At 40.8% G+C, this 26,817-nt stretch carries 25 protein-coding genes; all 25 read right to left on the bottom strand.

Features of this window, described 5'->3' with window-relative positions:
* Positions 1-30: 30 nt before the first annotated feature.
* Complete coding sequence (gene dapA / locus CSV64_RS01135) at positions 31-921, bottom strand: 4-hydroxy-tetrahydrodipicolinate synthase (protein ID WP_369823472.1); 891 nt, start codon at positions 919-921, stop codon at positions 31-33.
* 46 nt (positions 922-967) lie between these two features.
* Entirely contained in the window at positions 968-1,993 is a 1,026-nt protein-coding gene (gene asd, locus CSV64_RS01130; protein WP_099633211.1) for an aspartate-semialdehyde dehydrogenase, read from the bottom strand.
* Between the two features lie 117 nt (positions 1,994-2,110).
* On the bottom strand, positions 2,111-2,701 hold the full coding sequence (locus tag CSV64_RS01125; protein ID WP_099633210.1) for a dipicolinate synthase subunit B: 591 nt from the start codon (positions 2,699-2,701) through the stop codon (positions 2,111-2,113).
* On the bottom strand, positions 2,674-3,480 hold the full coding sequence (locus CSV64_RS01120; RefSeq protein WP_099633209.1) for a hypothetical protein: 807 nt from the start codon (positions 3,478-3,480) through the stop codon (positions 2,674-2,676). Before CSV64_RS01120 ends, CSV64_RS01125 begins: the two co-directional genes overlap by 28 nt.
* Positions 3,473-3,751 (bottom strand): YlmC/YmxH family sporulation protein, encoded by a 279-nt coding sequence (locus CSV64_RS01115; RefSeq protein ID WP_099633208.1) that lies wholly within the window; start codon positions 3,749-3,751, stop codon positions 3,473-3,475. The genes CSV64_RS01120 and CSV64_RS01115 overlap by 8 nt, the downstream gene beginning before the upstream one ends.
* A 58-nt stretch (positions 3,752-3,809) precedes the next feature.
* A complete protein-coding gene (locus tag CSV64_RS01110; RefSeq protein ID WP_099633207.1) occupies positions 3,810-5,069 on the bottom strand; it encodes a M16 family metallopeptidase in 1,260 nt (419 codons plus the stop codon).
* 79 nt (positions 5,070-5,148) lie between these two features.
* Positions 5,149-7,299: a polyribonucleotide nucleotidyltransferase gene (gene pnp, locus CSV64_RS01105; protein ID WP_099633206.1), complete on the bottom strand. Its 2,151-nt coding sequence runs from the start codon at positions 7,297-7,299 to the stop codon at positions 5,149-5,151.
* 139 nt (positions 7,300-7,438) lie between these two features.
* Complete coding sequence (gene rpsO, locus CSV64_RS01100; protein ID WP_029053162.1) at positions 7,439-7,708, bottom strand: 30S ribosomal protein S15; 270 nt, start codon at positions 7,706-7,708, stop codon at positions 7,439-7,441.
* A gap of 131 nt (positions 7,709-7,839) precedes the next feature.
* Entirely contained in the window at positions 7,840-8,778 is a 939-nt protein-coding gene (ribF, locus tag CSV64_RS01095) for a riboflavin biosynthesis protein RibF (RefSeq protein WP_099633205.1), read from the bottom strand.
* Positions 8,779-8,790: 12 nt separating this feature from the next.
* Positions 8,791-9,702: a tRNA pseudouridine(55) synthase TruB gene (gene truB / locus CSV64_RS01090; protein WP_099633204.1), complete on the bottom strand. Its 912-nt coding sequence runs from the start codon at positions 9,700-9,702 to the stop codon at positions 8,791-8,793.
* A gap of 96 nt (positions 9,703-9,798) precedes the next feature.
* Positions 9,799-10,149, bottom strand: a complete 351-nt coding sequence (rbfA, locus tag CSV64_RS01085) for a 30S ribosome-binding factor RbfA (protein WP_099633203.1) — start codon at positions 10,147-10,149, stop codon at positions 9,799-9,801.
* 22 nt (positions 10,150-10,171) lie between these two features.
* On the bottom strand, positions 10,172-10,450 hold the full coding sequence (locus CSV64_RS01080; RefSeq protein WP_099633202.1) for a DUF503 domain-containing protein: 279 nt from the start codon (positions 10,448-10,450) through the stop codon (positions 10,172-10,174).
* Complete coding sequence (gene infB / locus CSV64_RS01075) at positions 10,447-12,735, bottom strand: translation initiation factor IF-2 (RefSeq protein WP_099633201.1); 2,289 nt, start codon at positions 12,733-12,735, stop codon at positions 10,447-10,449. The genes CSV64_RS01080 and infB overlap by 4 nt, the downstream gene beginning before the upstream one ends.
* Positions 12,713-13,063 carry a YlxQ family RNA-binding protein gene (locus CSV64_RS01070; protein ID WP_099633200.1) on the bottom strand — a complete coding sequence of 117 codons (351 nt, stop codon included), beginning with the start codon at positions 13,061-13,063 and terminating at the stop codon, positions 12,713-12,715. The genes infB and CSV64_RS01070 overlap by 23 nt, the downstream gene beginning before the upstream one ends.
* Positions 13,060-13,338 carry an RNase P modulator RnpM gene (gene rnpM, locus CSV64_RS01065; protein WP_083036161.1) on the bottom strand — a complete coding sequence of 93 codons (279 nt, stop codon included), beginning with the start codon at positions 13,336-13,338 and terminating at the stop codon, positions 13,060-13,062. The genes CSV64_RS01070 and rnpM overlap by 4 nt, the downstream gene beginning before the upstream one ends.
* Before the next feature lie 21 nt (positions 13,339-13,359).
* The gene (nusA, locus tag CSV64_RS01060; protein WP_099633199.1) at positions 13,360-14,553 is read right to left on the bottom strand and encodes a transcription termination factor NusA; all 1,194 of its coding nucleotides are present in this window, start codon (positions 14,551-14,553) and stop codon (positions 13,360-13,362) included.
* An 83-nt stretch (positions 14,554-14,636) separates the two neighbouring features.
* Positions 14,637-15,107: a ribosome maturation factor RimP gene (rimP, locus tag CSV64_RS01055; RefSeq protein ID WP_085133267.1), complete on the bottom strand. Its 471-nt coding sequence runs from the start codon at positions 15,105-15,107 to the stop codon at positions 14,637-14,639.
* A gap of 141 nt (positions 15,108-15,248) precedes the next feature.
* Complete coding sequence (locus CSV64_RS01050; protein WP_099633198.1) at positions 15,249-19,556, bottom strand: PolC-type DNA polymerase III; 4,308 nt, start codon at positions 19,554-19,556, stop codon at positions 15,249-15,251.
* Between the two features lie 64 nt (positions 19,557-19,620).
* Positions 19,621-21,315 (bottom strand): proline--tRNA ligase, encoded by a 1,695-nt coding sequence (locus CSV64_RS01045; RefSeq protein WP_099633319.1) that lies wholly within the window; start codon positions 21,313-21,315, stop codon positions 19,621-19,623.
* Positions 21,316-21,332: 17 nt separating this feature from the next.
* Positions 21,333-22,592 carry an RIP metalloprotease RseP gene (gene rseP, locus CSV64_RS01040; RefSeq protein WP_099633197.1) on the bottom strand — a complete coding sequence of 420 codons (1,260 nt, stop codon included), beginning with the start codon at positions 22,590-22,592 and terminating at the stop codon, positions 21,333-21,335.
* A 36-nt stretch (positions 22,593-22,628) separates the two neighbouring features.
* Complete coding sequence (locus CSV64_RS01035) at positions 22,629-23,783, bottom strand: 1-deoxy-D-xylulose-5-phosphate reductoisomerase (protein WP_099633196.1); 1,155 nt, start codon at positions 23,781-23,783, stop codon at positions 22,629-22,631.
* A gap of 19 nt (positions 23,784-23,802) precedes the next feature.
* Complete coding sequence (locus tag CSV64_RS01030) at positions 23,803-24,597, bottom strand: phosphatidate cytidylyltransferase (RefSeq protein ID WP_099633195.1); 795 nt, start codon at positions 24,595-24,597, stop codon at positions 23,803-23,805.
* A complete protein-coding gene (locus tag CSV64_RS01025) occupies positions 24,594-25,385 on the bottom strand; it encodes an undecaprenyl pyrophosphate synthase (protein ID WP_099633194.1) in 792 nt (263 codons plus the stop codon). The genes CSV64_RS01030 and CSV64_RS01025 overlap by 4 nt, the downstream gene beginning before the upstream one ends.
* Positions 25,386-25,517: 132 nt before the next feature.
* Positions 25,518-26,075, bottom strand: a complete 558-nt coding sequence (frr, locus tag CSV64_RS01020; protein ID WP_099633193.1) for a ribosome recycling factor — start codon at positions 26,073-26,075, stop codon at positions 25,518-25,520.
* A complete protein-coding gene (pyrH, locus tag CSV64_RS01015) occupies positions 26,072-26,800 on the bottom strand; it encodes a UMP kinase (protein ID WP_099633192.1) in 729 nt (242 codons plus the stop codon). Before pyrH ends, frr begins: the two co-directional genes overlap by 4 nt.
* Positions 26,801-26,817: the final 17 nt, after the last annotated feature.

The following is a 26,817-nucleotide window of genomic DNA, read 5'->3' as shown; positions in this document are numbered from 1 at the left end:
AAGCCGGAATGGTCGTCCGGCTTTTGTTTATTACAGAATCCGTGTTCTTTTTTCAAATTTTTCAAGCACTTCATCGATTATCGCGGCTTCACTTTCGTCCATTTCTATAAGTGGTAAACGAACGCCACCCGTTGGTACACCTGCTTTTCCTAGCGCGTATTTCACAGGCACAGGATTCGGCTTTGAGAATAACGCTTTGAATATCGGTAATAATGAACGATGGAGGTCAGCAGCTTCTTTTATATTGCCGTTTTGGAACGCTTGAATCATTTTTTGCATTTCATTGCCTACCACGTGTGCAGAAACTGAAATAATTCCTCTTCCGCCAATTGCAAGCAATGGCAAAGTCAGCCCGTCGTCTCCACTGTATACTTCAAAATCTTCAGCAGTTCCTTCAATGATTTCTGCCATCTGCTCCAAATTTCCACTTGCTTCTTTGACTGCTTTAATATTATCTATTTTCGATAATGCAATAACCGTCTCCGGAAGCAAGTTGACGATGGAACGACTTGGAATATTATATAGCAATACAGGCAATGCCGTAACATTAGCAATTTTAGAAAAGTGTGCATACATTCCTTTTTGGTCTGGCTTATTATAGTAAGGTGTCACCAGCATAATTCCGTCAGCCCCTGATAGCTCAGCGGCCTTAGTCAGCTCTATAGATTCGGTAGTATTGTTTGTCCCCGTACCTGCTATCACCGGAATACGCTTATTCACAACCTTTATTACAAAGTCCAGTAATTCCTTCTTCTCCGTAATGGTAAGCGTTGGTGATTCACCAGTCGTACCACTGACGATGACAGAATCTGTCCCATTTGCGATTAAATGCTCAAGTAAGATCGCTGTTTGAACGTAATCAATCGTGCCGTCAGGAGAAAAAGGGGTGACCATTGCTGTCCCTACATTTCCAAGTTGCACATAGATCATTCCTTTACGTTATCATTCATAAATCTACCTACAAAATTTATTTAATAAGAGCCTCTGCGATTTGCACAGAGTTTAATGCAGCACCTTTTAATAAATTATCGGAGACAATCCAGAGATGGAATCCTTTTGGGTTATCCAAGTCTTTACGAATTCTTCCTACAAATACTTCATCTTTATCTTCTGCATAAAGCGGCATTGGATATAGTTGTGAAGCGGGATCATCCTGCAAGACAATTCCTGGGGCATTCTCCATCAATGACTGGATATCTTTAACCGTAACGTTATCTTGATCAATTTCAATATAGACGGATTCTGAATGTCCGGATACAACCGGTAATCTGACACAAGTGGCTGCTACTGCCATGTTTTGATCGCCGAATATTTTCTTCGTTTCATTGATCATTTTCAGTTCTTCCAATGTATAGCCCGATTCATCAAATGAATCAATCTGTGGGATCGCGTTGAATGCAATCGGATAATGACGCTTTGCAGAAGCGGATGGTAATACTCCTGCCTCAATTTCACTACGATCCGTGAATTGCTTGCTTTGTTCTGCTAGTTCTTCAATCGCTTCCACACCAGCACCTGAGACTGCCTGGTAAGTAGATACGATTAGCTTGTTAAGTCCATATTGATCTTTAATAGGCTTCAATGCTGCTACCATCTGAATTGTAGAACAGTTTGGATTCGCAATGATACCTGAATGATTTTTCAACTCTTGTGGATTTACTTCCGGAACAACGAGTGGTGTGTTAGGGTCCATTCGGAATGCACTTGTGTTATCAATTACAACCGCTCCGCTCTTCACTGCATCTTGTGCAAACTTCTCAGAGATATTCCCACCTGCACTAAAGAATGCAATGTCGATACCTTCAAAAGCTTCCGGTGTTGTTTCTTGTACAATGTACGTTTTTCCACCCGCTTTGATTTCGTTGCCCGCAGAACGTTTAGATGCAAGTAGCTTAATGGAAGTGGCAGGGAAATTACGTTCCACCAATTTCTCAAGTATTTTTGTTCCTACAGCTCCGGTCGCGCCGACAATTGCAACATTAACATTCTTCATCTATATCTTCCTTTCAATTATTAACAAGCAATATTAAGGACAGATGGTTATGTCCTTGTCTCGTTAATTGTTATTGAACGAATTATAACATATTTTGCAGAATTTAAAAATCTATTTTCATGCATTATTATGAATGATTAGTAATGGCTGCAATTGCTTGCTTTCTATTGCGGATGCAACAGTAGCGGGTAGTAATGAGAAATCCGATATTAAAGAGTTCGGCTTTTTTATGCAATCGTCTTGACCAAACGGAATAAAAAAGACATGTTTCATATTCAATAACTTCATGAGATTCATTCCATTAAGCCCTAATGCGTCATTTGTAGATATACCAAGTACTACTGGTTTACCATTACGCAATGTGGCTTTGGCTGCCATCAAAACAGGTGAGTCAGTAGCGGCATTAGCGAACCTACTCATGGAGTTACCTGTGAGCGGTGAAATTACCATGCAGTCTAGTGGATTGGATGGACCAAATGGTTCGGCTTCGACAATACTTGACACTACCTTCTCGCCAGTCGCCTCTTCTATTCGTTTAATCCACTCTTCACCTGTACCAAAACGCGTTGCAGCATGAAGAACTGAATGTGTAATGATTGGAACGACAATCGCTCCTTCCTTTTGCAACGAAGCGATCATCGGAAGCAATTGGTCATATGTGCAGTGCGAAGCAGTGATGCCTAATCCGATTCGTTTTCCTTTGAGCATTTAGTTCCCCTTTCATCTATACTTATTCTCAAAATCGCGTCAACCAATACAGCTGCCGCATCCTCGGGAAAGTGCTTCCCGGGCAATTTGAGGTGTATCGTATAGTATTCAGAGGAATCGGCATGCTTTAGGCACCCGGGTGCTGAAGAAACATCAAAAACATGAACAGCACCACTTTGATTTAAATCGAGCCACGGTGCAGGAATAGTGTTCAGTAAGTAGCCACGTGTGAATTGTGTCGTTTCATTGAGCTGCAGTGTGTTATATCCTAAGATCCCCGCTTCCGCTAGTTGCTCATCAGCACGCGCAGCTATTGTGACAGTAGCCTGTAGTTGTTTTAATATATGGGCAAGTGCTTTTCCTACTCTGCCAAATCCTGCGATGTAAAAATGCTTACCCGCAATCTGTCGTTTGGTTTGTTCATAAAAAACATGAACGAACGCCTCTGCAGTTAATTGAGCATTTCTCCAAATAAAGTGTTCATTTTCCAAATAATTCGTATGCGAAATACCTTTATTCGCAAGCTCTTGTCTCCATTCCGCTGAAGAATTACCGGAATAGACAGAAGAGCCTTCTTTCAAATAGTCGACGGGTATGCTTTGTTCCATTAACAACAAAGGAAGTAGAAGATGATCTGGCTTTGTATCAATCAGGGTTTGCTTCAACTGATCATTAAACGTATCAGAATTTATATATTTACTATCAATCCCTAATTCTACTAAAAGCTCATTGGCAATCCGCAAACGTTGATCAGTCCCTACTACAAGCCACTTAGTCATACCCTTCCACTTCCTTTCTGTTTAGTTCATGTGTTTTGCCAAATAGAATTCTGTCTTCCCCGACCAGCACAATTTCATGCCATGGAATATATTCAATAATATCCTGGTCTTTTTGCCGAAAAAGTGTTTTCCCTAACTTTTTCCGAATTTCAAATCCAATGATTGCTCCTGATTTGCGGTCGAACAGCAAATCAGTTTCTGCCAAGAAGCCATACCTCATGCCCTCTTCTACTTGAATCAGCTCTTTTTGTGCTAGTTCTGATAATCGCATGGAAGTCCTCCCTCATATAAGATCTCTTTCATCATATGTATGGGAGGTGGGAAGTCGACTAGTTCTGCAGTTTTTTTAATTGTTGAATATTTGATTTAGGCGCGATTATCGATATCGCTCGATCACTTGCCAACATTTGCTGTCCAAGTCGATAAACACTTCGTTTTTCTACATTTTCAATGTGTTCGACCACTTCATCAATGGTTTGGTGTTTACCAAGCACTAATTCATTACGGCCGTTTCTGTACATCCGCGATTCAGAGCCTTCCAAACCAAGCACAAAACTGCCTTTAAGTTGTTCTTTAGCATTGCGTAATTCTTTATCTGTTAGACCGTCATGAAGTACTTCTGCGATGACCTGGTCGATTGTACGATACGTCTCTTGAAAGTTTTCAGGAGAGGTGCCACAATATATTACAAAGGATCCAGCGTTTTCATATGCAGCATAATACGTGTAGACCGAATAGGCTAATCCGCGGTTTTCTCGAACTTCCTGAAACAACCTAGAAGACATCGTTCCGCCAAGGATACTATCAAATAAACTTAACTCGTAAATCTTATCGTGCGTTGAAGGCAAGGAAGGATAACCAAAGCATACATGGGCTTGTTCAATATCTTTTGCTTTGATGATTTGTTGTGCCGTAAAGTTCGGTACACTTTCATCTAGTATCGAAACAGAGGATTGTTCTTTACCTTGATAGCTTCCGAAGTTTGCTTCTATCAGCTTGATCAAACGTTCATCATAGTTTCCTGCAATCGAAATTACCAAGTTTTCCGGACGGTAGTGTTTTACCATGAATTCCTCGACCATTTCTTTCGTAAATGACTTGATTGTTTCAATTCGTCCTCCTACTGGTTTTCCAATTGCATCTTCCGGGAACATTCCAGCCCATAACCTTTCATCTACATCTTCATCCGGCATGTCTTCAACAGAAGATATTTCATCCAGTATGACAGATTTCTCTTTTTCCATCTCTTCTTCTTTGAACTGGGAATGGAAAAACATATCGGATAAAACTGTCAATGCGTATGAGGCATGATGACTTAAAACAGTAGTGTAATAACAGGTCATTTCTTTAGAAGTAAAGGCATTCAAATCGCCTCCAATCTGATCGAATTGTTCAGCAATCATTCGAGCACTTCGTGTATCTGTTCCCTTAAACAGCATGTGTTCAATAAAGTGAGCGATACCCTCTTGCTCTTTTGTTTCATTAGCTGAACCTGCATGAACCCAGATACCAATCGCTACGGACTGTAAATGCGGCATCTTTTCATGGATAATACGTACACCATTTGAACAATTATATTTTTGAATCATAGACTTCACTCCTTATATAAAGTACAAAAAGCCTTCTTCGCCGCAACTTGTGCAGGAAGAGGCTTTTTTAACGTATTGATTACTCTTTGCTAGCTTGTTCTTGTTCTTGTTTTGGTTCTTGTTTTTGCTCTTTTTCTTTTTCTTCTAGAATGACTACTTTTCGTGAAAGATTTACCCGACCTTGTCTGTCGATTTCAATTACTTTTACAAATAGCTCATCATCTAATTTTAATACATCTTCCACTTCTTTGGTACGTGCTTCCTGAATTTCAGAAATATGAAGCAAGCCATCTTTGCCAGGGAAGATTTCCAAGAATGCGCCAAACTTCTCAATACGCTTAACCTTTGCCAAGTAGTACTCGCCTACTTTTGCTTCACGTACGATATTTTCAATCATTTTCTTGGCTTTTTCATTCATTTCAGAGTTTGGTGACGCGATATATATCGTTCCGTCTTGCTCTGTATCGATTTTCACTTGAGTTTCTTCGATAATTTTATTAATTACTTTTCCACCAGGTCCAATTACATCACGAATCTTGTCCGGTTTAATATGGATGACGATAATCTTCGGAGCGTACTCAGATAATTCTTCACGTGTTGAAGAAATTGTAGTCAACATATGATCTAGAATTTTGATACGACCAATTTTTGCTTGTGCAAGAGATTCTTCTAATATCTGACGAGATAATCCGTCGATTTTGATATCCATTTGAAGGGCAGTAATACCATTATTAGTACCTGCTACTTTAAAGTCCATATCGCCTAAGTGATCTTCCATTCCTTGAATATCTGACAGAATAGAATAATCTTCATCTTTTTTGATCAATCCCATAGCAATTCCTGCTACTGGAGCTTTAAGTGGTACACCAGCGTCCATCATAGCCATTGTAGAGGCACAGATTGATGCTTGTGAAGAAGAACCATTAGACTCCAATACTTCTGCAACTAGACGCATTGTGTATGGGAATTCCACTTCATTCGGAAGCATAGGCTGTAATGCCCGCTCTCCTAATGCACCATGACCAATTTCACGACGGCCTGGACCACGAATTGGGCCTGTTTCACCAACACTGAAGTTCGGGAAGTTATAATGATGCATGAAGCGCTTAGACTCATCTGAACCTAAACCATCAATGATTTGATTTTCACCAAGCGCACCTAGTGTACATACACTTAGCACTTGCGTTTGTCCACGTGTGAATAATGCAGAACCATGGGAGCGAGGTAGAAGTCCTGTTTCAGATGATAGTGGACGAATTTCGTCAAGACCACGGCCATCTGGACGAACTTTGTCGACTGTAATTAGACGACGTACTTCATCTTTCACCATTTGCTCTAGAACAGCTTTTACTTGCTTAATTGTAGCATCGTCAGCTTCAGCTTCTGTGTAATGCTCAAGAACCGAAGCTTTCACTTCGTTGATCGCTTCTTCACGTGCATGCTTTTCTTCAGTCTGGATTGCTGCCATTAGTTCATTTTCACAACGATCTTTAACTTCTTTGCTGATGTCTGCATCCAGCTCGAATAATTCTATTTCAAACTTCGGTTTGCCAATTTCAGCTATAATTTTCTCTTGGAATTCGACTAATTTTTTAATTTGATCGTGACCAAACATAATCGCTTCTAACATGATCTCTTCAGAAACTTCTTTAGCTCCTGCTTCTACCATGTTGATTGCATCTTTTGTTCCTGCAACGACTAAATCAATTTCTGAAGTTTCAAGCTGACTCGGTGTAGGGTTGACGATGAATTCTCCATCGATACGACCTACTTGAACGCCTGCAATTGGACCATCAAATGGAATATCCGAGATGGATAAAGCCAAAGATGAACCGATCATTGCTGAAATCTCAGATGAACAGTCTTGATCTACTGACATAACAAGTGAAATTACTTGTACATCGTTACGGAAGCCATCAGGGAATAAAGGTCTGATTGGACGGTCAATCAACCGGCTAGTCAGCACTGCATTTTCTGAAGGACGTCCTTCACGCTTGATAAATCCTCCAGGAATTTTACCAACCGAGTACATGCGTTCTTCATAATTCACTGTAAGTGGGAAGAAGTCTAGAGGTTTTGGTTTCTTGGAAGCTGTCACCGTGGAAAGTACTGTTGTTTCGCCATATCGAACGAGCACCGCACCGTTAGCTTGCTTTGCAAGTTGGCCGGCTTCGATTGTAAGCGTACGTCCAGCCCAATCGAGTGTATAAACTTTTTTCTGTTCTGACATTGTAGAACTCCTCTCTATTGTAAAACTGTATACATCTAGTATGTAATTAGTAATAGTGTATCAAAAGTGATACATGTATGCGAAATATTTCATCTTAATTCCATAGAAAAAAGCGGGCAAAGCCCGCTTCTCAGTCTTATTAACGGCGTAAGCCAAGTGATGCAATAAGATCACGGTAACGTTGAACGTTAGTTTCACGAAGATATCTCAATAGACGACGACGTGTACCAACCATTTTGTACAAACCACGACGTGAGTGGTGATCTTTCTTGTGAGTACGTAAGTGGCCGTTCAGGTTATTGATCTCTTCAGTAAGGATAGCAATCTGAACATCAGCAGATCCAGTATCATTTTCATGAGTCTTGAATTCGTTGATCAATTCAGCTTTGCGCTCTTGTGTAATAGCCATCCTTTTCACCTCCTAAATAAAAGTATCCCCGTCTCCCGAGCAAACGTTGGTGACTCGTGTTGCCAAGAAGAGGTTCGTGTATTGAACACTATTGTATCATATCACGGCATTATGTCAGTTGCAACAACCAACTAGTCGTTTAATAAGTCCTTTGCTGTTTGCTTGTCTTTAGCAATTTGTGTTTTTAATGCATCAAGTGAATCGAATTTTTGTTCAGAACGTATACGATACAACCATTCAATCGCCATTTTCTGTCCGTAGAGATCCATATTCACGTCCAGCAGATGCACCTCAGCTGTAGGAATCCGGTGTTCTGGATCATGGAATGTTGGCTTCACACCCATATTGCAGACACCTCGGTACCAAGTATCTCCGATCAGGCAACGTACGGCATATACACCATTGGCAGGAACTATATGTTCCTCAGCAGTTTGGATATTAGCTGTAGGGAAACCTAGCTGACGGCCCCGTTTCTCTCCATGTATCACTTCACCCAATGTACGGAATGGACGACCGAGAAGTACTGCTGCTGCTTCTACATCACCGTTAGATAACAGTCGCCGAATTTCCGTCGACGATACTTTGTTCTCTTGATCGAAGGTCACTTTAGAAATGACAGTTGTTCCATACTTACCCTCCGAAAGCTCTTGCATATCTTTCATCGTCCCAGAACCTTTCGAGCCAAACGTAAAATCAAAGCCAGCAGTAACATGTTTGACCTCAAGCTCTTTGATAAAGATATCGATAAATCTTTGCGGTGAAAGACTAGCCAGTTCCCAATCAAAACTGACAATGAATAACGTATCCACACCAAGTGATTCGAGCACTCTGACTTTCTCTTCAATCGGTGTAATATATCCAACGTTTTTTCCTGAAAATAGCTGTGATGGATGGGGATCGAATGTCATGACAGCTGTCTCTACCGATAAATCATTTGCGATTTTTTTCGCATTGCGAATGACTTCTTGATGTCCTTTATGTACACCGTCAAAAAATCCAATAGCTAAAGAAGATGCATGATATTGTCGAATGTTTACCGAATCGGGATATCGTAATCTATAGATTTCCATTTCTATCTCTCCTCACTCACTAGCTAGCAACATTTTTTCGGGTTTCATTAACCCAGGTTTTGTTGGATGATTTTGATAGATTGCCAACACACGACCTTCGAACATCATCATGATGGACGGATGATCAGTTAGAAGCGGTACCGCGGGAAGCACTTGACCATTCTGTATAGATTCCAATGAAGACTCTTCGATTTCAAGTTGCGGAAATTCAGTCAATACTTCTTCGATCGGACGCAAGATCGTCTGCACTTGATCTAGTTCCATCACTTGTGCCACTTCTGCGAGAGTTTTACAATGTGATTCATCAAAATTCCCGGAAACAGTTCGGACTAACGAATCCATATGTGCTGGATATCCGAGAAGTTCGCCAATTTGTACAGCTAACGTCCGGATATACGTTCCCTTACCACATCGCACTCTAATAGAAAATGTTATTTCTTCACCACTAAAAAATTGATCTTCATTCAATAAATCAATTTGATCGATCTGTACTTTACGTACCGGCCGTTCTACTTCGATGCCTTTTCGCGCATATTCATAGAGACGTCTGCCGTTTACTTTTACCGCCGAATACATAGGTGGAATTTGTGTGATTTCCCCTGTTAGTTGCTGTAATACCTCTTCAATTTGGTTCCTCGTGAATTCTTTGTGTGTCAAATCACTCGTTACAGTCACACCTTGCGCATCTTCGGTTTCCGTGGAGCGCCCTATAGAAACTGTGGCGATATACTCTTTACCTGCATCTGTAATATAAGAAGCGACTTTTGTGGCTCTTCCTATACAGATAGGCAAGACACCTTCTACTTCAGGATCCAAGGTACCTGTATGTCCCACTTTTTTTGTCCGTAATATCTTTCGTAGTTTAAAGACACAGTCATGCGACGTCATACCTTTTTCTTTCCACAAAGGCAGAATACCGTTCATCTTACCCCTTCTTCCTCAATTCATTCAAAAAACTTGCTCTATGTAAGAAGGGAGGAAGTCATGCCGCCTAAGCGACTATGAACTTCCTCCTCGTGTTTATTGTTCGGTTTCGTCATTTACTTTGCGAATCAAGCTTTCAATCCGGTTACCGTAAGCGACTGATTCATCGATCTCGAATTCAATTTCAGGTGTTTTGCGTAAGCGGATTCTCTGACCAATTTCTGATCGGATGAAACCTTTTGCTTTAGAGAGGCCAAGTAAAGAATCTTCCTTTTCTTTATCTGTCCCTAGAACAGAAATAAAGACTTTCGCTTGTTGTAAATCTCCAGTTACATCTACACCAGTCACCGTCACAAATCCGATACGCGGATCTTTTAGTTTTTGGCCGATAATATCGCCCAACTCTTTCTTCATTTGCTCGGCTACACGATTAGCACGCACTGACATGGCAATTCACCTCGTTCTTTGCTCATAAGTAGTCTACTGTACACGTAGTCATTTCCCAATCGGGATTGGATTCAAACAGACGAATTGCACGTCTCACTTCTCGTTCTGCGGCATCTTTGGAAGATGCCACAGAAACTAAAGCAAATGTGGTACGTTGCCATAAGTCCTGATGATCAATTTCAGCAACCGATACATTATAGGAGTTTTTCACCCGATCCTTCATCCGGTTCAAGACGGCTCGTTTGTCTTTTAATGAGGCCGCTGATGGGATGTGGAAAGAACATTCCGCGTAAACAATCATACTCTTTTAATTTCTTCCATTACGTACGCTTCGATGATATCTCCTTCTTTGACATCATTGAATTTTTTAATTGTGATACCACATTCATAACCTTTTGCAACTTCTTTTGCATCATCTTTGAAACGCTTTAATGTATCCAGTTCGCCTTCAAAGACTACAATATTATCGCGCAAAACGCGAACGCCAGCGTCTCTTGTGATTTTACCATCGATTACATAGCTTCCTGCAATCGTTCCAATCTTCGATACTTTAAACGTTTCACGAACTTCCGCTTGACCTATTACCTTCTCCTCATACTCAGGGTCAAGTAAGCCAGTCATAGCTGATTCGATTTCTTCAATCACTTTATAAATGACGCGGTGCAGACGAATGTCTACGCCTTCTGCTTCTGCAGCACGTTTTGCATTCGTATCTGGACGTACGTTAAATCCAATAACGATTGCGTTAGATGCAGCTGCCAAAGAAATATCGGACTCATTGATCGCCCCTGCACCTGTGTGGATAATTTTGACGTTAACGCCTTCTACTTCAATCTTCATAAGAGAAGAAGCCATTGCCTCGACCGCACCCTGTACGTCTGCTTTAACAATTAAGTTCAATTCTTTCATTTCACCTTGTTTCATTTGATCAAACAAGTTATCAAGTGTTACACGTGTTTTCTCCACACGCTGTTCTTGAAGTGCTTCTCCAGCACGTGTTTCACCAATTTGGCGGGCAGTTTTTTCATCTTTAAATACGACGAAGCGATCCCCTGCAAACGGAACATCGCTCAACCCTGTAATTTCTACTGGAGTTGAAGGTCCTGCTTCTTTTACGCGACGACCAAGGTCACTGACCATTGCCCGAACACGACCGTACGTATTTCCGACAACGATTGGATCTCCTACATGTAATGTACCATTTTGTACAAGCAATGTAGCAACAGAACCTTTTCCTTTGTCTAGCTGCGCTTCAATTACAGTACCTCTAGCTCTAATAGAAGTATCAGCAGTAAATTCTCCTACTTCTGCAACTAATAGAATCATTTCAAGTAACTGGTCAATACCTTCACCTTTTAGTGCGGAAATCGGCACGAAAATTGTATCGCCACCCCAGTCTTCTGCAACTAAACCGTGTTCAGTTAATTCTTGCATAACGCGATCAGGATTGGCAGAAGGCTTATCCATTTTATTAACTGCTACAATAATTGGAACTTCTGCTGCTTTCGCATGGTTAATCGCTTCAATTGTTTGTGGCATAACACCATCATCCGCTGCTACAACTAGAATGGTTAAGTCTGTAATTTTCGCACCACGTGCTCTCATCGTTGTGAAAGCTTCGTGACCTGGTGTATCTAGGAATGTGATTTTCTTGCCGCTCGCTGTAATTTGATACGCACCAATATGCTGCGTAATTCCACCCGCTTCACCTTGTGTTACTTTAGTGTTACGAATTGAGTCAAGCAACGTCGTTTTACCATGGTCAACGTGACCCATAATTGTGACAACTGGTGGTCTTTCTGTTAGTTCACCTGGTACTTCTTCTTCCTCTTCAGGATCTTCGAAATAAATTTCCAAGTCAGTTACGTCAATACGGATCTCTTCTTCAACTTCAACCTCGTATTCGGCACAAATTAACTCAATTGCATCTTTATCTAATTCTTGGTTAATCGTCGCCATTACACCTAGCATGAACAACTTTTTGATAATCTCAGAAGGTTCTTTACCTAATTTCTTAGCTAGCTCACCTACTGATAATGACTCATAAAAAGTAATTTTATCCGGTAGTGGTACTTCAACCTTTTGTGCTGGTACTGCCGGACGGTATCTACGGCGTCCTTGGTTAATACCGCGCGCTGGTGGTCTTCCACCGCGACCGCCGCCTGGACGTCCGCCTCCGCCAGCTGGACGAGATGAACCCGCACCTTGCCCTTGACGTGGTGGCTGAGTGCTACCCGCTTTTGGAGCTGATGTAGATGGTCCTTGAGGACGTGTTGAAGCTGGGCGATTCGATCCGCCTTGGCTACTAGCAGGACGGTTAGTACCTTGTGCTGCGGCTGGTTTATTTGTATTGCTTGGACGATCCGTTCTTTGGTTTGCTGGTTTGCTCGCTGGCTTAACTGTAGTAGTTTTCACCTCAGGCTTTTTCAAGTCTCCGAACTTTTCATCTAATTTTGCAATTGAAACTGGATCCAGTTCTTCCATATGGCTTTTAATCACAATATCACTCTTCAGTAATTCTGCAGCAAGATCTCTACTTGTTTTTCCTATTGATCTGGCATATTCATGTACTTTCATTTTCGTCATTAGCCCACCCCCGATTAAATTCATTGAGAAGCTCGGATAACTTTTTAGCGAATCCTTTATCTGTAAGTGCCAAGACGACTCGAGCTTCTTTTCCAATTGCATGCCCTAGTTCTTCACGGCCTCCAAATACATACTTCTCAACGTTATACGTATTACATTTATTCGTTAATTTTTTCATTGTGTTCTTAGATGCATCACCTGATAGGATGACCAGATGCGCTTCGCCTGAACGAACCGCCTGTACGACTAAATCTTCACCCGTTGCAATTTTACGTGCGCGGGCTGCCATACCAAGTAGTTGATAAATCTTTGTCGGATCTTTTGTCATTTAATTGCCTCTCGACGAATTGCATGCAAAAGGTCTTCATAGATTTGCTCCGGTACTTTGACACCCAATTGATGTTCAATCGAGTGTTGCTTACGTGCTTTTTCTACGGCATCCTCCGTTTTGGAAACATATGTACCGCGGCCTGACTTCTTTCCTGTCAAATCTACGAATACTTCGCCTTCTTTCGTACGGACAATTCGAATCATTTCTTTTTTGGGTAACATGTCACCAGTCGCTGCACATTTACGCAAAGGGATTTTCCGATTGTTCGACATCAGCATGCAATCCTTTCCAAATCAATCTTCTTTTTCTTCATCTGCGTATAAATCAAAATCTTCAACTGATTCAGCTGGTGTTTCTTCTTCATACTCATAAGCTTCCAAGAACTCATCTGTATTAGCCTCTAACTCTTCTAACGGAACTGCAAGAGATTCTTCACGAGGATAGATCCCTAATTCCCTTGCATCTGTTTCACTTTTAATATCAATTTTCCAGCCCGTTAATTTAGCAGCCAATCGTGCATTCTGACCTCTTTTTCCGATAGCTAATGAAAGTTGATAATCTGGAACAACAACCGTAGTGGAACGCTCTTCTTCATTTACTTGTACATCAATTACTTTTGAAGGACTCAAAGCATTTGCCACGAAGATAACCGGGTCTTCAGACCACTCTACGATATCGACTTTTTCGCCATTCAATTCATTCGAAATGGTTTGTACTCGTGCCCCTCTTGAACCTACACAAGAACCTACTGGATCTACTTCTTCGTTTGTTGTGTAAACAGAGATTTTTGAACGGTCTCCCGCTTCACGTGCAATCGATTTGATTTCTACTGTACCATCATATATTTCAGGCACTTCAAGTTCAAATAAACGTCGTAATAGGCCTGGATGTGTTCTCGAAACAAACACTTGCGGTCCACGCGCTGTTCTTTCAACTTTTGTAATGTATACTTTAATGCGATCGTGTGGCGCATATGTTTCTGTTTGAATTTGTTCGCTTGACGGTAATACCGCTTCCACTTTTCCTAAACCAACGAATAAGTTCTTCGGATCCATACGCTCTACGATTCCATTTACAATGTCCTCTTCACGATCAATATACTCTTCATAGATCAAACCACGTTCAGCTTCACGTACACGTTGTGTTACTACTTGCTTGGCGGTTTGGGCTGCGATTCGTCCAAAATCACGCGGTGTGACTTCTTCTTCAACGATATCGGTCAGTTCATATACTGGATTGATGAGTTGTGCATCTTCCAATGAAATTTGCAAACGCTCATCTTCTACTTCCTCAACTACGTCTTTACGTGAATAGACAGCCATTGTGCCTTTGTTTAAGTTCAAGTCCACACGCACGTTTTGTGCTTGGTTAAAATTTCGTTTGTACGCTGTTACAAGCGCTGCTTCAATTGCATCGACTATTACGTCTCTTGAAATACCTTTTTGCTGCTCAAGAGCTGTCAGTGCGTCGAGTAGCTCACTACTCATGTTCATCACTCCTACATTCCAATTGTTGTTGCTCTTGGTTCATCTGTCGCTAGCGCAAGGCTAGACAGAGTTTCATTTACACTTTAAAAATCAATTGCTAGTCGTGCAAGTGCAATTTTTGTTTTGTCAATTTCTACTAGTACTTTTCTCGTCTTGATCCGTATTTCCACTTTTGCATGGTCCGGTCCGTACCCGAGTAAATATCCCTCGAATTCTTTCATTCCATCAATCGGCTCATACGTTTTGATGAACACATATTGGCCCACGGCTTTTTCAAAATCTTCATCTTTTTTCAAAGGTCTTTCCGCCCCGGGAGAAGACACTTCAAGGAAGTAATTTTGCGGAATCGGGTCCACAAGGTCTAGTTCCTCGCTTAATTTATTACTAACAGCCGCACATTGATCTATGTCAATGTTGCCTTCAGGCGTATCGATGTAGACGCGTAAAAACCAATCGCGACCTTCTTTCAAGAACTCAACATCAACCAGTTCAAGACCCAATTCTTCTACGATTGGTCTTGCTAACTGTTCGACTTCCTCTATAATTTTACTCAAATGGTATCCCTCCCGAAATTCAAAATAACAACAGAAAAGAGCGGGAAGCCCCACTCTTTTCCGCAAGACGTATAGCAAAAGTTGTTTTAATCGTATCACAAGGGCATTTACAATGCAACTGAAGCAACCGCCACAAGCCCATTAGAATAGGGATAGTTGGTTCGCTTCTGGCATTCCTTCCATGCAACCGAGGTTATCCAGATACTCAACTACAGTTTTAGAAACCCGGCCTCTTTTCTGGAAGTCTTCTTTTGATAAAAACTCACCGTCTTTTCTCGCCTCTACAATCGTCTTCGCAACGTTAGTTCCTAGTGAAGGGATCGAGTTAAATGGTGGAATTAGTTTATTGTCTTCGATGAGAAACTGTGTCGCATCCGATTTATAGAGATCAGGTTTCGCAAATGTAAATCCTCTCTCAACCATTTCAAGCGCAATCTCCAAAACAACTACTAAGTTCTTTTCTTTTGGAAGAGCGTCCAATCCTTTGGCATTGATTTCTTTAACTTTCGCTCGAATACTTGCTGAACCTTTACACATTGTCACCAAATCGAAATCAGTCGCTCGAACGGTGAAGTATGTCGCATAGTACATGATTGGGTGATGAACTTTGAAGTATGCAATTCGAAGAGCCATTAATACGTATGCCGCGGCGTGAGCTTTCGGGAACATGTACTTGATCTTCTTACATGATCCAATGTACCAGCCTGGCACTTTATTCTCTTTCATCGCTTCTTCAAACTCAGGAGTTAGTCCTTTCCCTTTTCGTACAGATTCCATAATCTTAAATGCAAGTGAAGGCTCTAGCCCCTGATAGATCAAATAAACCATAATATCATCACGACAGCCAATTACTTCTGACAGTTGACATGTTTTATTTTGGATTAACTCCTGTGCATTGCCTAGCCAAACGTCAGTACCGTGGGACAGTCCCGATATCTGAATCAATTCAGAGAACGTAGACGGTTTCGTTTCTTCCAACATCTGCCTAACAAATCGTGTTCCGAATTCAGGTACACCGAGAGTCCCTGTTTTACAGTCAATTTGTTCTTCCGTAACGCCAAGGGAAGACGTTCCACTAAACAATTCCATAACGCCTTTATCGTCAGGCGGAATGGTCATCGCGTCGATACCTGATAAATCCTCCAACATTTTGATCATCGTCGGATCATCATGACCTAGAATATCTAGTTTCAATAAATTATTATCGATGGAGTGGAAATCAAAGTGTGTTGTTTTCCAACTAGATTCAAGATCATTCGCTGGGAATTGAATGGGTGTAAAATCAAAGATGTCCATTGTGTCCGGCACAACAATGATACCTCCGGGGTGTTGCCCCGTATTTCGTTTAACGCCTGAACAGCCTTGTACTAGCCGATCAATTTCTGCACCACGCATTTGAATATCATTGTCATTCATATATCCTCGAACATATCCATATGCAGTTTTTTCAGCGACTGTCCCTATCGTTCCTGCCCGAAACACATAATCTTCTCCGAACAGCTCTTTCGTATAGTTATGCGCATGCGCCTGATACTCACCACTGAAGTTTAAGTCGATATCCGGAACTTTATCGCCGGCAAACCCTAAGAAGGTTTCAAACGGGATATCCTGACCATCTTTTTTAAACATCGTCTGGCAATTCGGGCATTCTTTATCCGGCAAATCATATCCAGAACCAACTGAACCATCATCAAAAAACTCATATGTTTTACATGATGGACAAACGTAATGTGGCGCTAGTGGATTTACTTCTGTTATCTCCATCATGGTTGCAACAAATGACGAACCAACAGACCCACGCGAACCGACCAAGTAGCCGTCATCTAAAGATTTTTTAACTAGTTTATGCGAAATCAGATAAATAACAGAGAAACCATTATCAATTATAGATGTTAATTCTTTTATGATTCGTGCTTCAACAATCTCCGGCAATGTTTCACCATATATTTGATGCGCCATAGAATAAGTTAAATCGCGTACTTCGTCTTCAGCACCTTCAATTGTCGGTGTGTATAGATCATCTTTGATAGGTTTCACATCACCTACACGCTCTACAATTTTCAATGGATTGTCAATTACGATTTCTTTCGCTACGTCTTCGCCTAAAAAATCAAATTCTTTCAACATTTCATCTGTTGTCCGGAAATGAACTTCAGGTAACGTGTGCCGATTTAACGGGTTTGCTCCACCTTGAGAACGCACAAGAACTTTTCGATAAGTGGCGTCCGTTTCATTTAGATAATGCACATTCCCCGTTGCACAAACCGGTAAGCCTGTTTTTTTACCAAGTTTGATCATTTTGCGCATAATGTCTTCAAGGTTCCACTCATCTCGAATTAAATCAAGTTCTAGTAAATGTGAGTAGACTGGCTTAGGGTGAAGTTCAAGGTAATCATAAAAACTTGCGATTTCCTCTACTTCTTCCATCGGCTTTTGCATTAACCCTTCAAATACTTCCCCTTTATCACAGCCCGAACCGACAATTATTCCCTTTCGATACTTCACAAGTAACGATCGAGGTATACGGGGCACGCGATAGAAAAAGTCCATATGTGAAATTGATACGAGTTTAAACAGATTTTTCAACCCTTCATTATCTGTTGCCAGCAAAGTACAATGTGAAGGTCGTGAACGCTTATAAGCATCTCCTTCTCCAATATTCTTATTGAGATCATCAAGCCACTCGATACCTTTTTCTAACGCCTCTGACAGCAGGCGTAAAAATAGATACGCTGTAGCTTCTGTATCATAAATGGCACGGTGGTGCTGAGTTAATTCGATATCGAATTTTTTAGCCAATGTATTTAATCGGTGATTTCGCAGTTCTGGATAAAGGAAACGAGAAAGCTCCAATGTATCGATGACTGGATAAGCGACCGTTTCTATTTTTGCACGCTTACATGATGCATAGAAGAAGCCCATATCAAACGAAGCATTATGTGCAATCAATACTGCATCCCCGATAAACTCTATAAACTCCGCCATGACGTCTTCCACTTCTGGTGCATTTTCTACCATGTCATCTGTAATACCTGTCAAATTTGTCGTAACGGATGACAACGGATGATGCGGGTTGGCAAAGCGTTCAAATCGATCAATGATTTCTCCATCTTTCACTCGCACAGCTGCAAGCTCGATAATCGTATCGTATACAGCTGACAATCCTGTCGTCTCCACGTCGAATACAACATACGTATCTGTTTCAAGTAAGCGGTGTTGCTCTTCATAGACAATTGGAACACCATCATCCACCAGATTGATTTCTAAACCAAATAACACTTTAATACCATGTTTTTTACCGGCATTATAAGCATCAGGGAAAGACTGAACGTTCGCATGATCTGTGATCGCAATCGCTGGGTGTCCCCACTTAGCTGCTTGCGCTACTAATGCTGAAGCGGAAACGACTGCATCCATTTGACTCATGGATGTATGCGCATGTAGCTCCACACGTTTCTGTCCATCAGGCGCTTTGTCTTTCCGTTCAATAGTCGGAATAACAGCAATATCTTGTGCCATCATGATTAAGTCCCTGACGAATGTATCGTTCTGGATACCGCCACGAGCTCGTACCCACATACCCTTTTTGAAAGATTTCATAATTTCTGCGTCTTCGTTATCACGCGAAAACATTTTGACTAAGATAGAATCGGTATAATCCGTTACTTTTAATGTCAATAAAGAACGACCACTTCTTAATTCACGTACTTCTGCATCAAATACAAAACCTTCTATAATCAAACGTCTTTCTTCATCCTGTATTTCATGGATTGGAATGATTGGCTCGTTAGCTTTGATCGGTGTACCAAGAGCAAGTACTTTATCAGAATCTCCTTGTTCACTTTTCATCGATTCACGTTGTTGTAACTGATGATAGGCTTGCTTGGACAACACATCTTCTTCCTGCTGCTTTTGCGTGAGGAATTGCTGACGCTCTTCTTCAGCATTATGATTTTCAACAATCGAAACATCGAACATATACTTTGGAAAACCGAATTGTTGATAAAGCGTCGATAATAGTTCCACATATTTATTCTTTAATGTCTGACACTCCAAATCACTCGAGCAATTAAGCATTAATTTCTCGCCGTGTATCGTGGGCTTTTGTTCCACTAAACATTGGCGTATAGGAGGAGAAATATCCGCTAACTCATCTATAATAAGCGGCCAATAATCTATAATTAATTGTTCATTCACTTCATTTTTTCTTGCTTCCATTTCAAGATGTACATTCGCTATAGCAGCAAACGATTCATGAACACGTTGTTGCATAATCTGAAATACCTCTATAGGTAACACTTCATCCAGTGTTATATTGAATTTCCACACTCTTGTTTTTTTCTGTACAGTTACACGATTTAATTCACCGTTTTGAAAATAGGTCATAAACTGATCATCTGTCAGTCCCGTCTGTTGCAGCAAAGTTAAAAACTTTTGAGCGGCATCCATTATATATTCCTCCGTTCTATCGCGAAAAGAAGGGAAGTTCCGTTAACGGACTCCCCTTCTTGGATTAATCTGCACTAAAGAAGGATTGTAGTTTTTCCAACACTTCTTCTTTTTGCCAATCTATTGATTCTCCACTGTGGCGGTACATGACTTCCACAATACCTTCGTCTGCTCTCTTACCAATTATAATGCGGACTGGCAAACCAATCAAGTCTGCATCAGCAAACTTCACACCTGCTCGTTCTGCACGATCGTCATACAATACATCGTATCGATAAGACTCTAGAACTGCATATAACTCATCCGCCAGCTGCGTTTGAATTTCATCTTTAACATTCATTGTAATTAAATGAATGTCAAATGGTGCTAAATGCTTCGGCCACTTCAAGCCTTTTTCGTCATTGAACTGCTCGGCAATTGTAGCTAGTAAACGAGAAATTCCGAGACTATAACTTCCCATAATGAAAGGCTTTGTTCTGCCATGTTCATTAAGGAATGTTCCTTTCATCTGCTCACTAAAGACAGTGCCTAGTTTACGGAGATGTCCTACACCTATTCCTTCAGTGAATTTAATCGTACCCATTCCATCAGGAGAAGCATCCCCTTCTTGAACGAAACGGATATCCACATAATCATCAATAGCAAAATCGCGCTCCGGGTTGACGTTCAATAAGTGATAGTCGTCAATATTTGCTCCCGCTACTACATTCACCATTGCTTTAACTGCATGATCTGCATATACCCTTACACCAATCGGTAGTTTCACAGGTCCAATCGAACCGATATGACAGCCTAGTAATTCTTCTATCTGTTGTTCTGTTGCCAATTCCATATGCTTTACATGTAAAAACCGTTTCAATTTATATTCATTGACAGTATGATCGCCTCGACAAACCACCATGACAAAATCATTATCCACTTTATACACCAATGATTTGATTACACGCTCAGGACTAACTGATAAAAATGTAGCGAGATCTTCAATGGTTCGTTGGTTCGGAGTGGAGACTTTTATCATCTCCAACTGTTTTTCATCCGGCATTTCGTAATCTACATGAACTTCAGCAAACTCCATATTCGCGGCGTAGGTAGAACTATCGCTATAAGCAATACGATCCTCTCCGTTTTCGGTTAACGCGATGAACTCATGGGAACCTGTTCCACCATCTGATATAACCATGCGGAAATGCATGCCTAGTCGAGTTAGCATATTAGTGTATGCTTGCATAACTTCCAAGTACTTTTCATCCAAGCTCTCTTGCGTTGAATGGAATGAATAGGCGTCTTTTCTAATAAATTCTCTGCTATGAAGTAGACCCGCACGCGGCTTTATTTCGTCACGGAACTTTGTTTTAATTTGAAAAATCGTTAATGGTAACTTTTTATACGATCGAACTTCATCACGTAGTAAGTCGATGATTGCTTCCTCATCACTTGAGCTTAATGCCAATTGATTGGTTTGTCTGTCAGCGACGTGGAACATTTCCTTACCGTATGAATCCCACCGTTCAGTTTCTTTTAGAATACTCGAACTTTGCAACGCCGGCAAAGAAATTTCAATACCTTCAATGGCTTCCATTTCTTGACGAATAATCGTCGCGATTTTTCTAAAGACTTTTTGTGCAAGAGTTAAATATGTGTAAACACCATTGGCATTCTGTCGGATATAGCCTGCACGCAGCAATAACTGATGCGAACGCATCTCTGTTTCAGATGGATTTTCACGCATTGTGGGTATAAACGTTTTCGATTGTTTCATCATATACTTCCACCTTTTTAGAAGAAAAATCGTTGGATGTCATTCCATGTCACAACAAGCATCAAAACCATTAATAACATGATACCTACAAAATGCACCATACCTTCTTTTTGTTTATCAATCGGTTTGCCCCTTAAGCCTTCAAATAGGAAGAACAATAGTCTCCCACCATCTAACGCAGGTAATGGCAGTAAGTTCATGATTCCTAGATTAATACTTAGCACAGCGCCCCAATTCATTAAATTGAAAATACCGTGTTGAGCAACTTCTTCAGTCGCTTTATAGATGCCTACAGGACCGGACAATGCGTCTATTGTAAACTGACCTGTAACTAGCATACCTAATAATTCAAAGATCTTCACAGTCCACGTGTATGTCTGTTCAGCACCGAAAACAATGGATTTGATAAACCCTTTTTCCAGTGGGCTTGAATACATAACACCAATTTGACCGAATTCCTGTCCAGCATCTTCCACTGTATCAGGTACTACGTCTAAAACAACTTGTTTGCCCGCTCGATCGACTTCTATAGACATCGGGACTCCAGCACTTTTTTGGATCGCTTCAGAAAACTTCGGCCAGGAATCAATCGACTTACCGTCTACTCCTGTGATTAAGTCATCTTTTTTCATTCCAGCTATCTCTGCCGGAGTATCCGGCTTCACTTCCGAAATAATCGGTTCATTGGTTGGTACACCATTCATTAAACCTAAAGCCAAGAATATGAAAAACGCTAAGATGAAATTGAAAAGCGGCCCTGCAAATATTGCCAATGCCCTGCTACCCAAAGATTTAGATTCAAACTGACGATCATATGGAGCAATTAATGTTTCTTGCCCTTTTTCGATAATCATAGCCGTTCTGGAAATTTTCAGATGAACGAATTGTCCATCTTCGTCATATCCTTCAATATATAATTCTTTATCCAGATCCGACTTTTCAACTTCCACGTTTAAAATATTCGGATTGGAAACATTTCGATTTAAGTAAATTTTTTCTATTTCGTCTTGTGCATTCAATAATAAACCAACGCGGTAACCCGGCTGTAATTCGACAGTATCGAAATCTTCACCAGCCATCCGCACATATCCCCCTAAAGGTAACAAGCGAATTGTGTATTGCGTTTCACCTTTGCGGATCGCTAAAATTTTAGGTCCCATTCCGATAGCGAACTCTCGAACCATGATGCCAGCCCTCTTAGCAAATAAGAAATGACCAAACTCATGAAATGCTACAAGTGTCCCGAATATTACTATAAACGCAATAACCGTTTCCATTCAGTAACCACCTTCACCGGCTGTGACAGCCTGAAATTAATCTTGATACTTAACTATACCATAGACTCTTTTTCGCGTATCGCGATCTGTCTCCAAAATTTCTTCCAAATCAGGATTTCGAATAGTTTGATGTTGCTGCATCATTTCTTCAATTATTTCTTCAATTTGCATGAAAGAAATATGACCTTCCATGAACAGTTGAACCGCCACTTCATTGGCCGCATTCATCGCTGTAGGCATAGTGCCCCCTTCCCTACCTGCATCATATGCAAGTGACAAGGCTTTAAATCGTTTATAATCCATTTTTTCAAAATGCAATTTACCAATTTCATCGAGACGAAGACGCTTAGCGTTGGCCATCGGAATACGATCCGGGTAGGTCAGTGCGTATTGAATAGGAACACGCATGTCAGGTGAACCTAGTTGCGCCATGACACTTGTATCTTCAAACTCCACCATTGAGTGAATTATACTTTCTTTATGTAGTAGACATTCTATTTTATCATATGGCATCGCAAATAAATGATGTGCTTCTATGACTTCTAATCCTTTGTTCATCATTGTTGCTGAATCAATAGTTAATTTATTGCCCATCGACCAGTTTGGATGCGCGAGTGCTTGTTCCACTGTAACGTTCTGAAGTTGATCCCGCGTATAGTCCCTAAAACTCCCACCAGATGCTGTTAATATTAAGTTTGTGATGCGTTTCGGATTTTCACCATTTAATGACTGAAATAATGCAGAGTGTTCACTGTCTACTGGAACAAGTGGGACGTTATGTCGTTTTGCTGCTTCTACGACAAGATTACCTGCTGCTACCAGTGTTTCTTTATTCGCAATAGCTATCGTCATGCCCGCTTTAATCGCTGCGAGTGTCGGTCTCAGTCCTACACTACCGATTACTGAGTTCAACAAGACATCCGCTTCCAGTCCTACCGCCGCTTCAATAAGTCCTTCATCACCATGAACGAATTGAACTTCAGGAAACTCATTTTGTAAGCGCATTGCGTCTGATTCTTCCAAAACAGAAACTAATTTAGGATGAAACTTTGCAATAATTTCACTTACTTTCTGAATATTTCTTCCTGCCGACATTGCAGTTAATTCAAAGCGGTCAGGATGAGCTGCAATAATGCTTAATGTTTGAGTACCGATAGAACCCGTAGCACCAAGCAAATTGATTTTCTTCATATTATGAACTTCCTTTCCATTATCCTATAAATTGAACAAAATGAAGCAATGGGAGTACAAATAGCAAGCTGTCAAATCGGTCCATAATACCACCATGTCCAGGCAACAGCTTCCCGGAGTCTTTTACGTTATAGAAACGTTTTAGTGCAGACTCAACTAAGTCCCCCATTTGACCTACAATTGATGCCACTATTGTAATGATAATAAACGATACGAATGACGTGGCGATAGGGTAAAACATATTATAAATCAACGTAATCACGATCGCAGAAATTATGCCCCCAACAAAACCTTCAATCGTTTTATTAGGTGAAATATCCGGCCAGAGTTTTCGTTTACCAATTTTACGTCCAACAAAATACGCACCGGAATCTGTAGACCAAATAATAAGTAACGCATAGCCTATGTACTCTAAACCAAATAAACGAGTTTCAATTAAATAATAGAATCCGATACCGACATACAGCGCACTAATTGCACTGAATGCAATATCTTCGAATGTCCATTTATTTTTCATTACTACAGTATAAACCAATAACAATAATATCAATACATAGATCATTTCAAGTTTCTCTAATTTCAGGAAACTTTCTACTTGTTCTGTCCACCTAGATGGAAGTAAAATGACGAGTAGAAGTAACCAAGAGATAAATCCGCCGATAGAAAAAAGGGACATATTACGCATGCGTAATAGTTCGTATAGGCCAATCGTAGATATCGCAAAAATCATCAAAATAAACGGTAATCCACCGACAATAATCAATGGCACAAAAAATGCGAGAGCTACAATAGCCGTGATGATTCTTTGCTTCATCTTTTCTGATCTCCTTCCAAGCTTCCAAAGCGCCGATCCCTCTTTTGGAAATCTTCTATTGCTTGTAAAAAGCAGTCTTCATCATAATCCGGCCATAATACTTCGGTAAAAATGAATTCTGCATAGGCAAGTTGCCATAACATAAAATTAGATAAACGTACTTCACCGCTTGTGCGAATCAGTAGGTCAGGCTCCGGCAAGTGCGCGGTCATTAATTTGGATCCGATTAAACTTTCATCAATTTGATCTACTTTTAAATTTCCGGCAGCCACTTCTTCCGCCAATTCTTTCATCGCATGAACTAGTTCCACTCTACTCCCATAATTCATCGCAAAATTCAAAACCAAACCTTGGTTATCTTTAGTTTGTTCCATTGCTTTCCTAATTGCTTTCTCTGTATGGCTCGGAAGCGCATCCATATCTCCGATCATTTCCACTTTAATACCTTTTTCCATCAACTCAGGTAAATACGTATTGAGGAACTCGCCTGGAAGATTCATCAAAAAGTCAATTTCCATCCTCGGTCTCTTCCAATTTTCAGTGGAAAATGCATAGAGAGTGAGTGCCTTCACACCCAAAGCGTTCGCGAAATTAGTAATTTGGCGAACAGTTTTCATTCCCTCATGGTGGCCAGCAATACGTGGCATTTTACGTTGCTTCGCCCATCTTCCATTTCCATCCATGATAATTGCCACATGGTTAGGAATTTGTCTATTTTTAACGGCTTCAATCCGTTCGTCCAGGAATTGAATGTCTACCGTCTTTTTTCGCATTAGTTTTCTAAGCATAGCGTTCCCCCACTTGGCTCAATTCGGATACTCCTACTGACTATCCTACCAAATTGCATGGTAAATAGCATGCAAAAGAAAGAAAAGAGCGTCCTAAAAGTAGGACGCTCCTCCTTATAGAAAGTTCTGTACTCAGATTTCCAAGATTTCATTTTCTTTATCTTTTGCAGTTTGGTCAATCTTTTCGATAAATTCATCTGTCATCTTTTGTACTTGTTCATTGTAACGGCGTAATTCATCTTCAGTAATTTCTGCATCTTTTTCAAGCTTCTTCAAATCTTCGTTGCTATCGCGACGAACATTACGAATCGCTACTTTCGCATCTTCAGCTTCACGCTTTACATCTTTCACCAAATCTTTACGACGTTCTTCTGTAAGTGCAGGTACAGCAAGACGAATAACTGACCCGTCGTTAGACGGTGTAATACCGATGTCTGATTTCATGATAGCTTTTTCGATTTCGCTGATTGTAGTCTTGTCATAAGGTTGAACTACTAATAAACGTGGTTCTGGCACGGAAATTCCAGCCATTTGATTTAATGGTGTAGGCGCTCCATAATAAATAACAGAAATTCTGTCTAACAGGCTCGCATTAGCTCTTCCAGCACGGATAGATGCCAATTGTCGTGAATAGGCGCTATGTGCTTTATCCATACGTTCTTTCGTCTGATCCATTACTTCTTTTGTCATTTTTTATTCCTCCTGACGACCGTCCCGATTTTTTCACCAAGTACGGCTTTTTTGATATTACCATTTTCCATAATTGAGAATACTACGAGCGGGATATCATTGTCCATACATAGAGTTGAAGCAGTAGAATCCATAACTTCAAGCCCTTGACTGATCACTTCAAGATAGGACAGTTCTAAGTATTTGGTAGCTGTTGAATCTTTCATCGGATCAGCAGAATAAACACCGTCTACGTTGTTCTTCGCCATTAAAATGACATCTGCTTCGATTTCAGCAGCACGTAGAGCAGCGGTAGTATCTGTGGAGAAATAAGGGTTTCCAGTTCCTGCCGCAAATATTACCACACGCTTTTTTTCTAAATGACGGATTGCTTTCCGGCGTATGTAAGGTTCAGCTACTTGTCTCATATCAATGGAAGACATGACTCGAGTTTCTGGTCCTAGCTTTTCAAGAGCGTCCTGAAGAGCAAGAGAGTTCATAACCGTTGCAAGCATTCCCATGTAGTCAGCTGTTGTCCGGTCCATTCCCATTTCACTTCCGACTTTCCCACGCCAAATGTTTCCGCCACCAACTACTACAGCTACTTCTACACCAAGCTCTACTACTTCTTTCACTTGGTTCGCAACTGATTTAACAACTTCCGGAGATAATCCGTAGCCTTGATCACCAGCTAATGCTTCCCCACTTAATTTTAACACGATGCGCTTATATTTTGGAATACTCATGTTGGCCCTCCTGCAAT

This window comes from Sporosarcina sp. P32b (genome assembly GCF_002743335.1).
Classification (GTDB): domain Bacteria; phylum Bacillota; class Bacilli; order Bacillales_A; family Planococcaceae; genus Sporosarcina.
The sequence above is the reverse complement of the archived record's forward strand: the minus strand, read 5'-3'. Positions and strand labels throughout refer to the sequence as shown.

What these genes read in the sequence shown, in the direction of transcription:
- CSV64_RS01070 (WP_099633200.1), bottom strand. Translation starts at nt 13,063, where the DNA reads ATGACAAAAGATCCGACAAAGATTTATCAACTACTTGGTATGGCAGCC.
- CSV64_RS01115 (WP_099633208.1), bottom strand. Translation starts at nt 3,751, where the DNA reads ATGCGATTATCAGAACTAGCACAAAAAGAGCTGATTCAAGTAGAAGAG.
- CSV64_RS01125 (WP_099633210.1), bottom strand. Translation starts at nt 2,701, where the DNA reads ATGCTCAAAGGAAAACGAATCGGATTAGGCATCACTGCTTCGCACTGC.
- CSV64_RS01110 (WP_099633207.1), bottom strand. Translation starts at nt 5,069, where the DNA reads ATGATTCAAAAATATAATTGTTCAAATGGTGTACGTATTATCCATGAA.
- CSV64_RS01045 (WP_099633319.1), bottom strand. Translation starts at nt 21,315, where the DNA reads ATGAAACAATCGAAAACGTTTATACCCACAATGCGTGAAAATCCATCT.
- CSV64_RS01120 (WP_099633209.1), bottom strand. Translation starts at nt 3,480, where the DNA reads ATGACTAAGTGGCTTGTAGTAGGGACTGATCAACGTTTGCGGATTGCC.
- rnpM (WP_083036161.1), bottom strand. Translation starts at nt 13,338, where the DNA reads ATGTCGAACAATCGGAAAATCCCTTTGCGTAAATGTGCAGCGACTGGT.
- frr (WP_099633193.1), bottom strand. Translation starts at nt 26,075, where the DNA reads ATGACAAAAGAAGTAATGGATCAGACGAAAGAACGTATGGATAAAGCA.
- CSV64_RS01030 (WP_099633195.1), bottom strand. Translation starts at nt 24,597, where the DNA reads ATGAAGCAAAGAATCATCACGGCTATTGTAGCTCTCGCATTTTTTGTG.
- rpsO (WP_029053162.1), bottom strand. Translation starts at nt 7,708, where the DNA reads ATGGCTATTACACAAGAGCGCAAAGCTGAATTGATCAACGAATTCAAG.
- truB (WP_099633204.1), bottom strand. Translation starts at nt 9,702, where the DNA reads ATGAACGGTATTCTGCCTTTGTGGAAAGAAAAAGGTATGACGTCGCAT.
- CSV64_RS01025 (WP_099633194.1), bottom strand. Translation starts at nt 25,385, where the DNA reads ATGCTTAGAAAACTAATGCGAAAAAAGACGGTAGACATTCAATTCCTG.
- CSV64_RS01035 (WP_099633196.1), bottom strand. Translation starts at nt 23,783, where the DNA reads ATGAAGAAAATCAATTTGCTTGGTGCTACGGGTTCTATCGGTACTCAA.
- rseP (WP_099633197.1), bottom strand. Translation starts at nt 22,592, where the DNA reads ATGGAAACGGTTATTGCGTTTATAGTAATATTCGGGACACTTGTAGCA.
- pyrH (WP_099633192.1), bottom strand. Translation starts at nt 26,800, where the DNA reads ATGAGTATTCCAAAATATAAGCGCATCGTGTTAAAATTAAGTGGGGAA.
- ribF (WP_099633205.1), bottom strand. Translation starts at nt 8,778, where the DNA reads ATGGAAATCTATAGATTACGATATCCCGATTCGGTAAACATTCGACAA.
- rbfA (WP_099633203.1), bottom strand. Translation starts at nt 10,149, where the DNA reads ATGTCAGTGCGTGCTAATCGTGTAGCCGAGCAAATGAAGAAAGAGTTG.
- infB (WP_099633201.1), bottom strand. Translation starts at nt 12,735, where the DNA reads ATGACGAAAATGAAAGTACATGAATATGCCAGATCAATAGGAAAAACA.
- CSV64_RS01050 (WP_099633198.1), bottom strand. Translation starts at nt 19,556, where the DNA reads ATGGATGCCGCTCAAAAGTTTTTAACTTTGCTGCAACAGACGGGACTG.
- asd (WP_099633211.1), bottom strand. Translation starts at nt 1,993, where the DNA reads ATGAAGAATGTTAATGTTGCAATTGTCGGCGCGACCGGAGCTGTAGGA.
- nusA (WP_099633199.1), bottom strand. Translation starts at nt 14,553, where the DNA reads ATGAGTAGTGAGCTACTCGACGCACTGACAGCTCTTGAGCAGCAAAAA.
- pnp (WP_099633206.1), bottom strand. Translation starts at nt 7,299, where the DNA reads ATGTCAGAACAGAAAAAAGTTTATACACTCGATTGGGCTGGACGTACG.
- CSV64_RS01080 (WP_099633202.1), bottom strand. Translation starts at nt 10,450, where the DNA reads ATGATTGTTTACGCGGAATGTTCTTTCCACATCCCATCAGCGGCCTCA.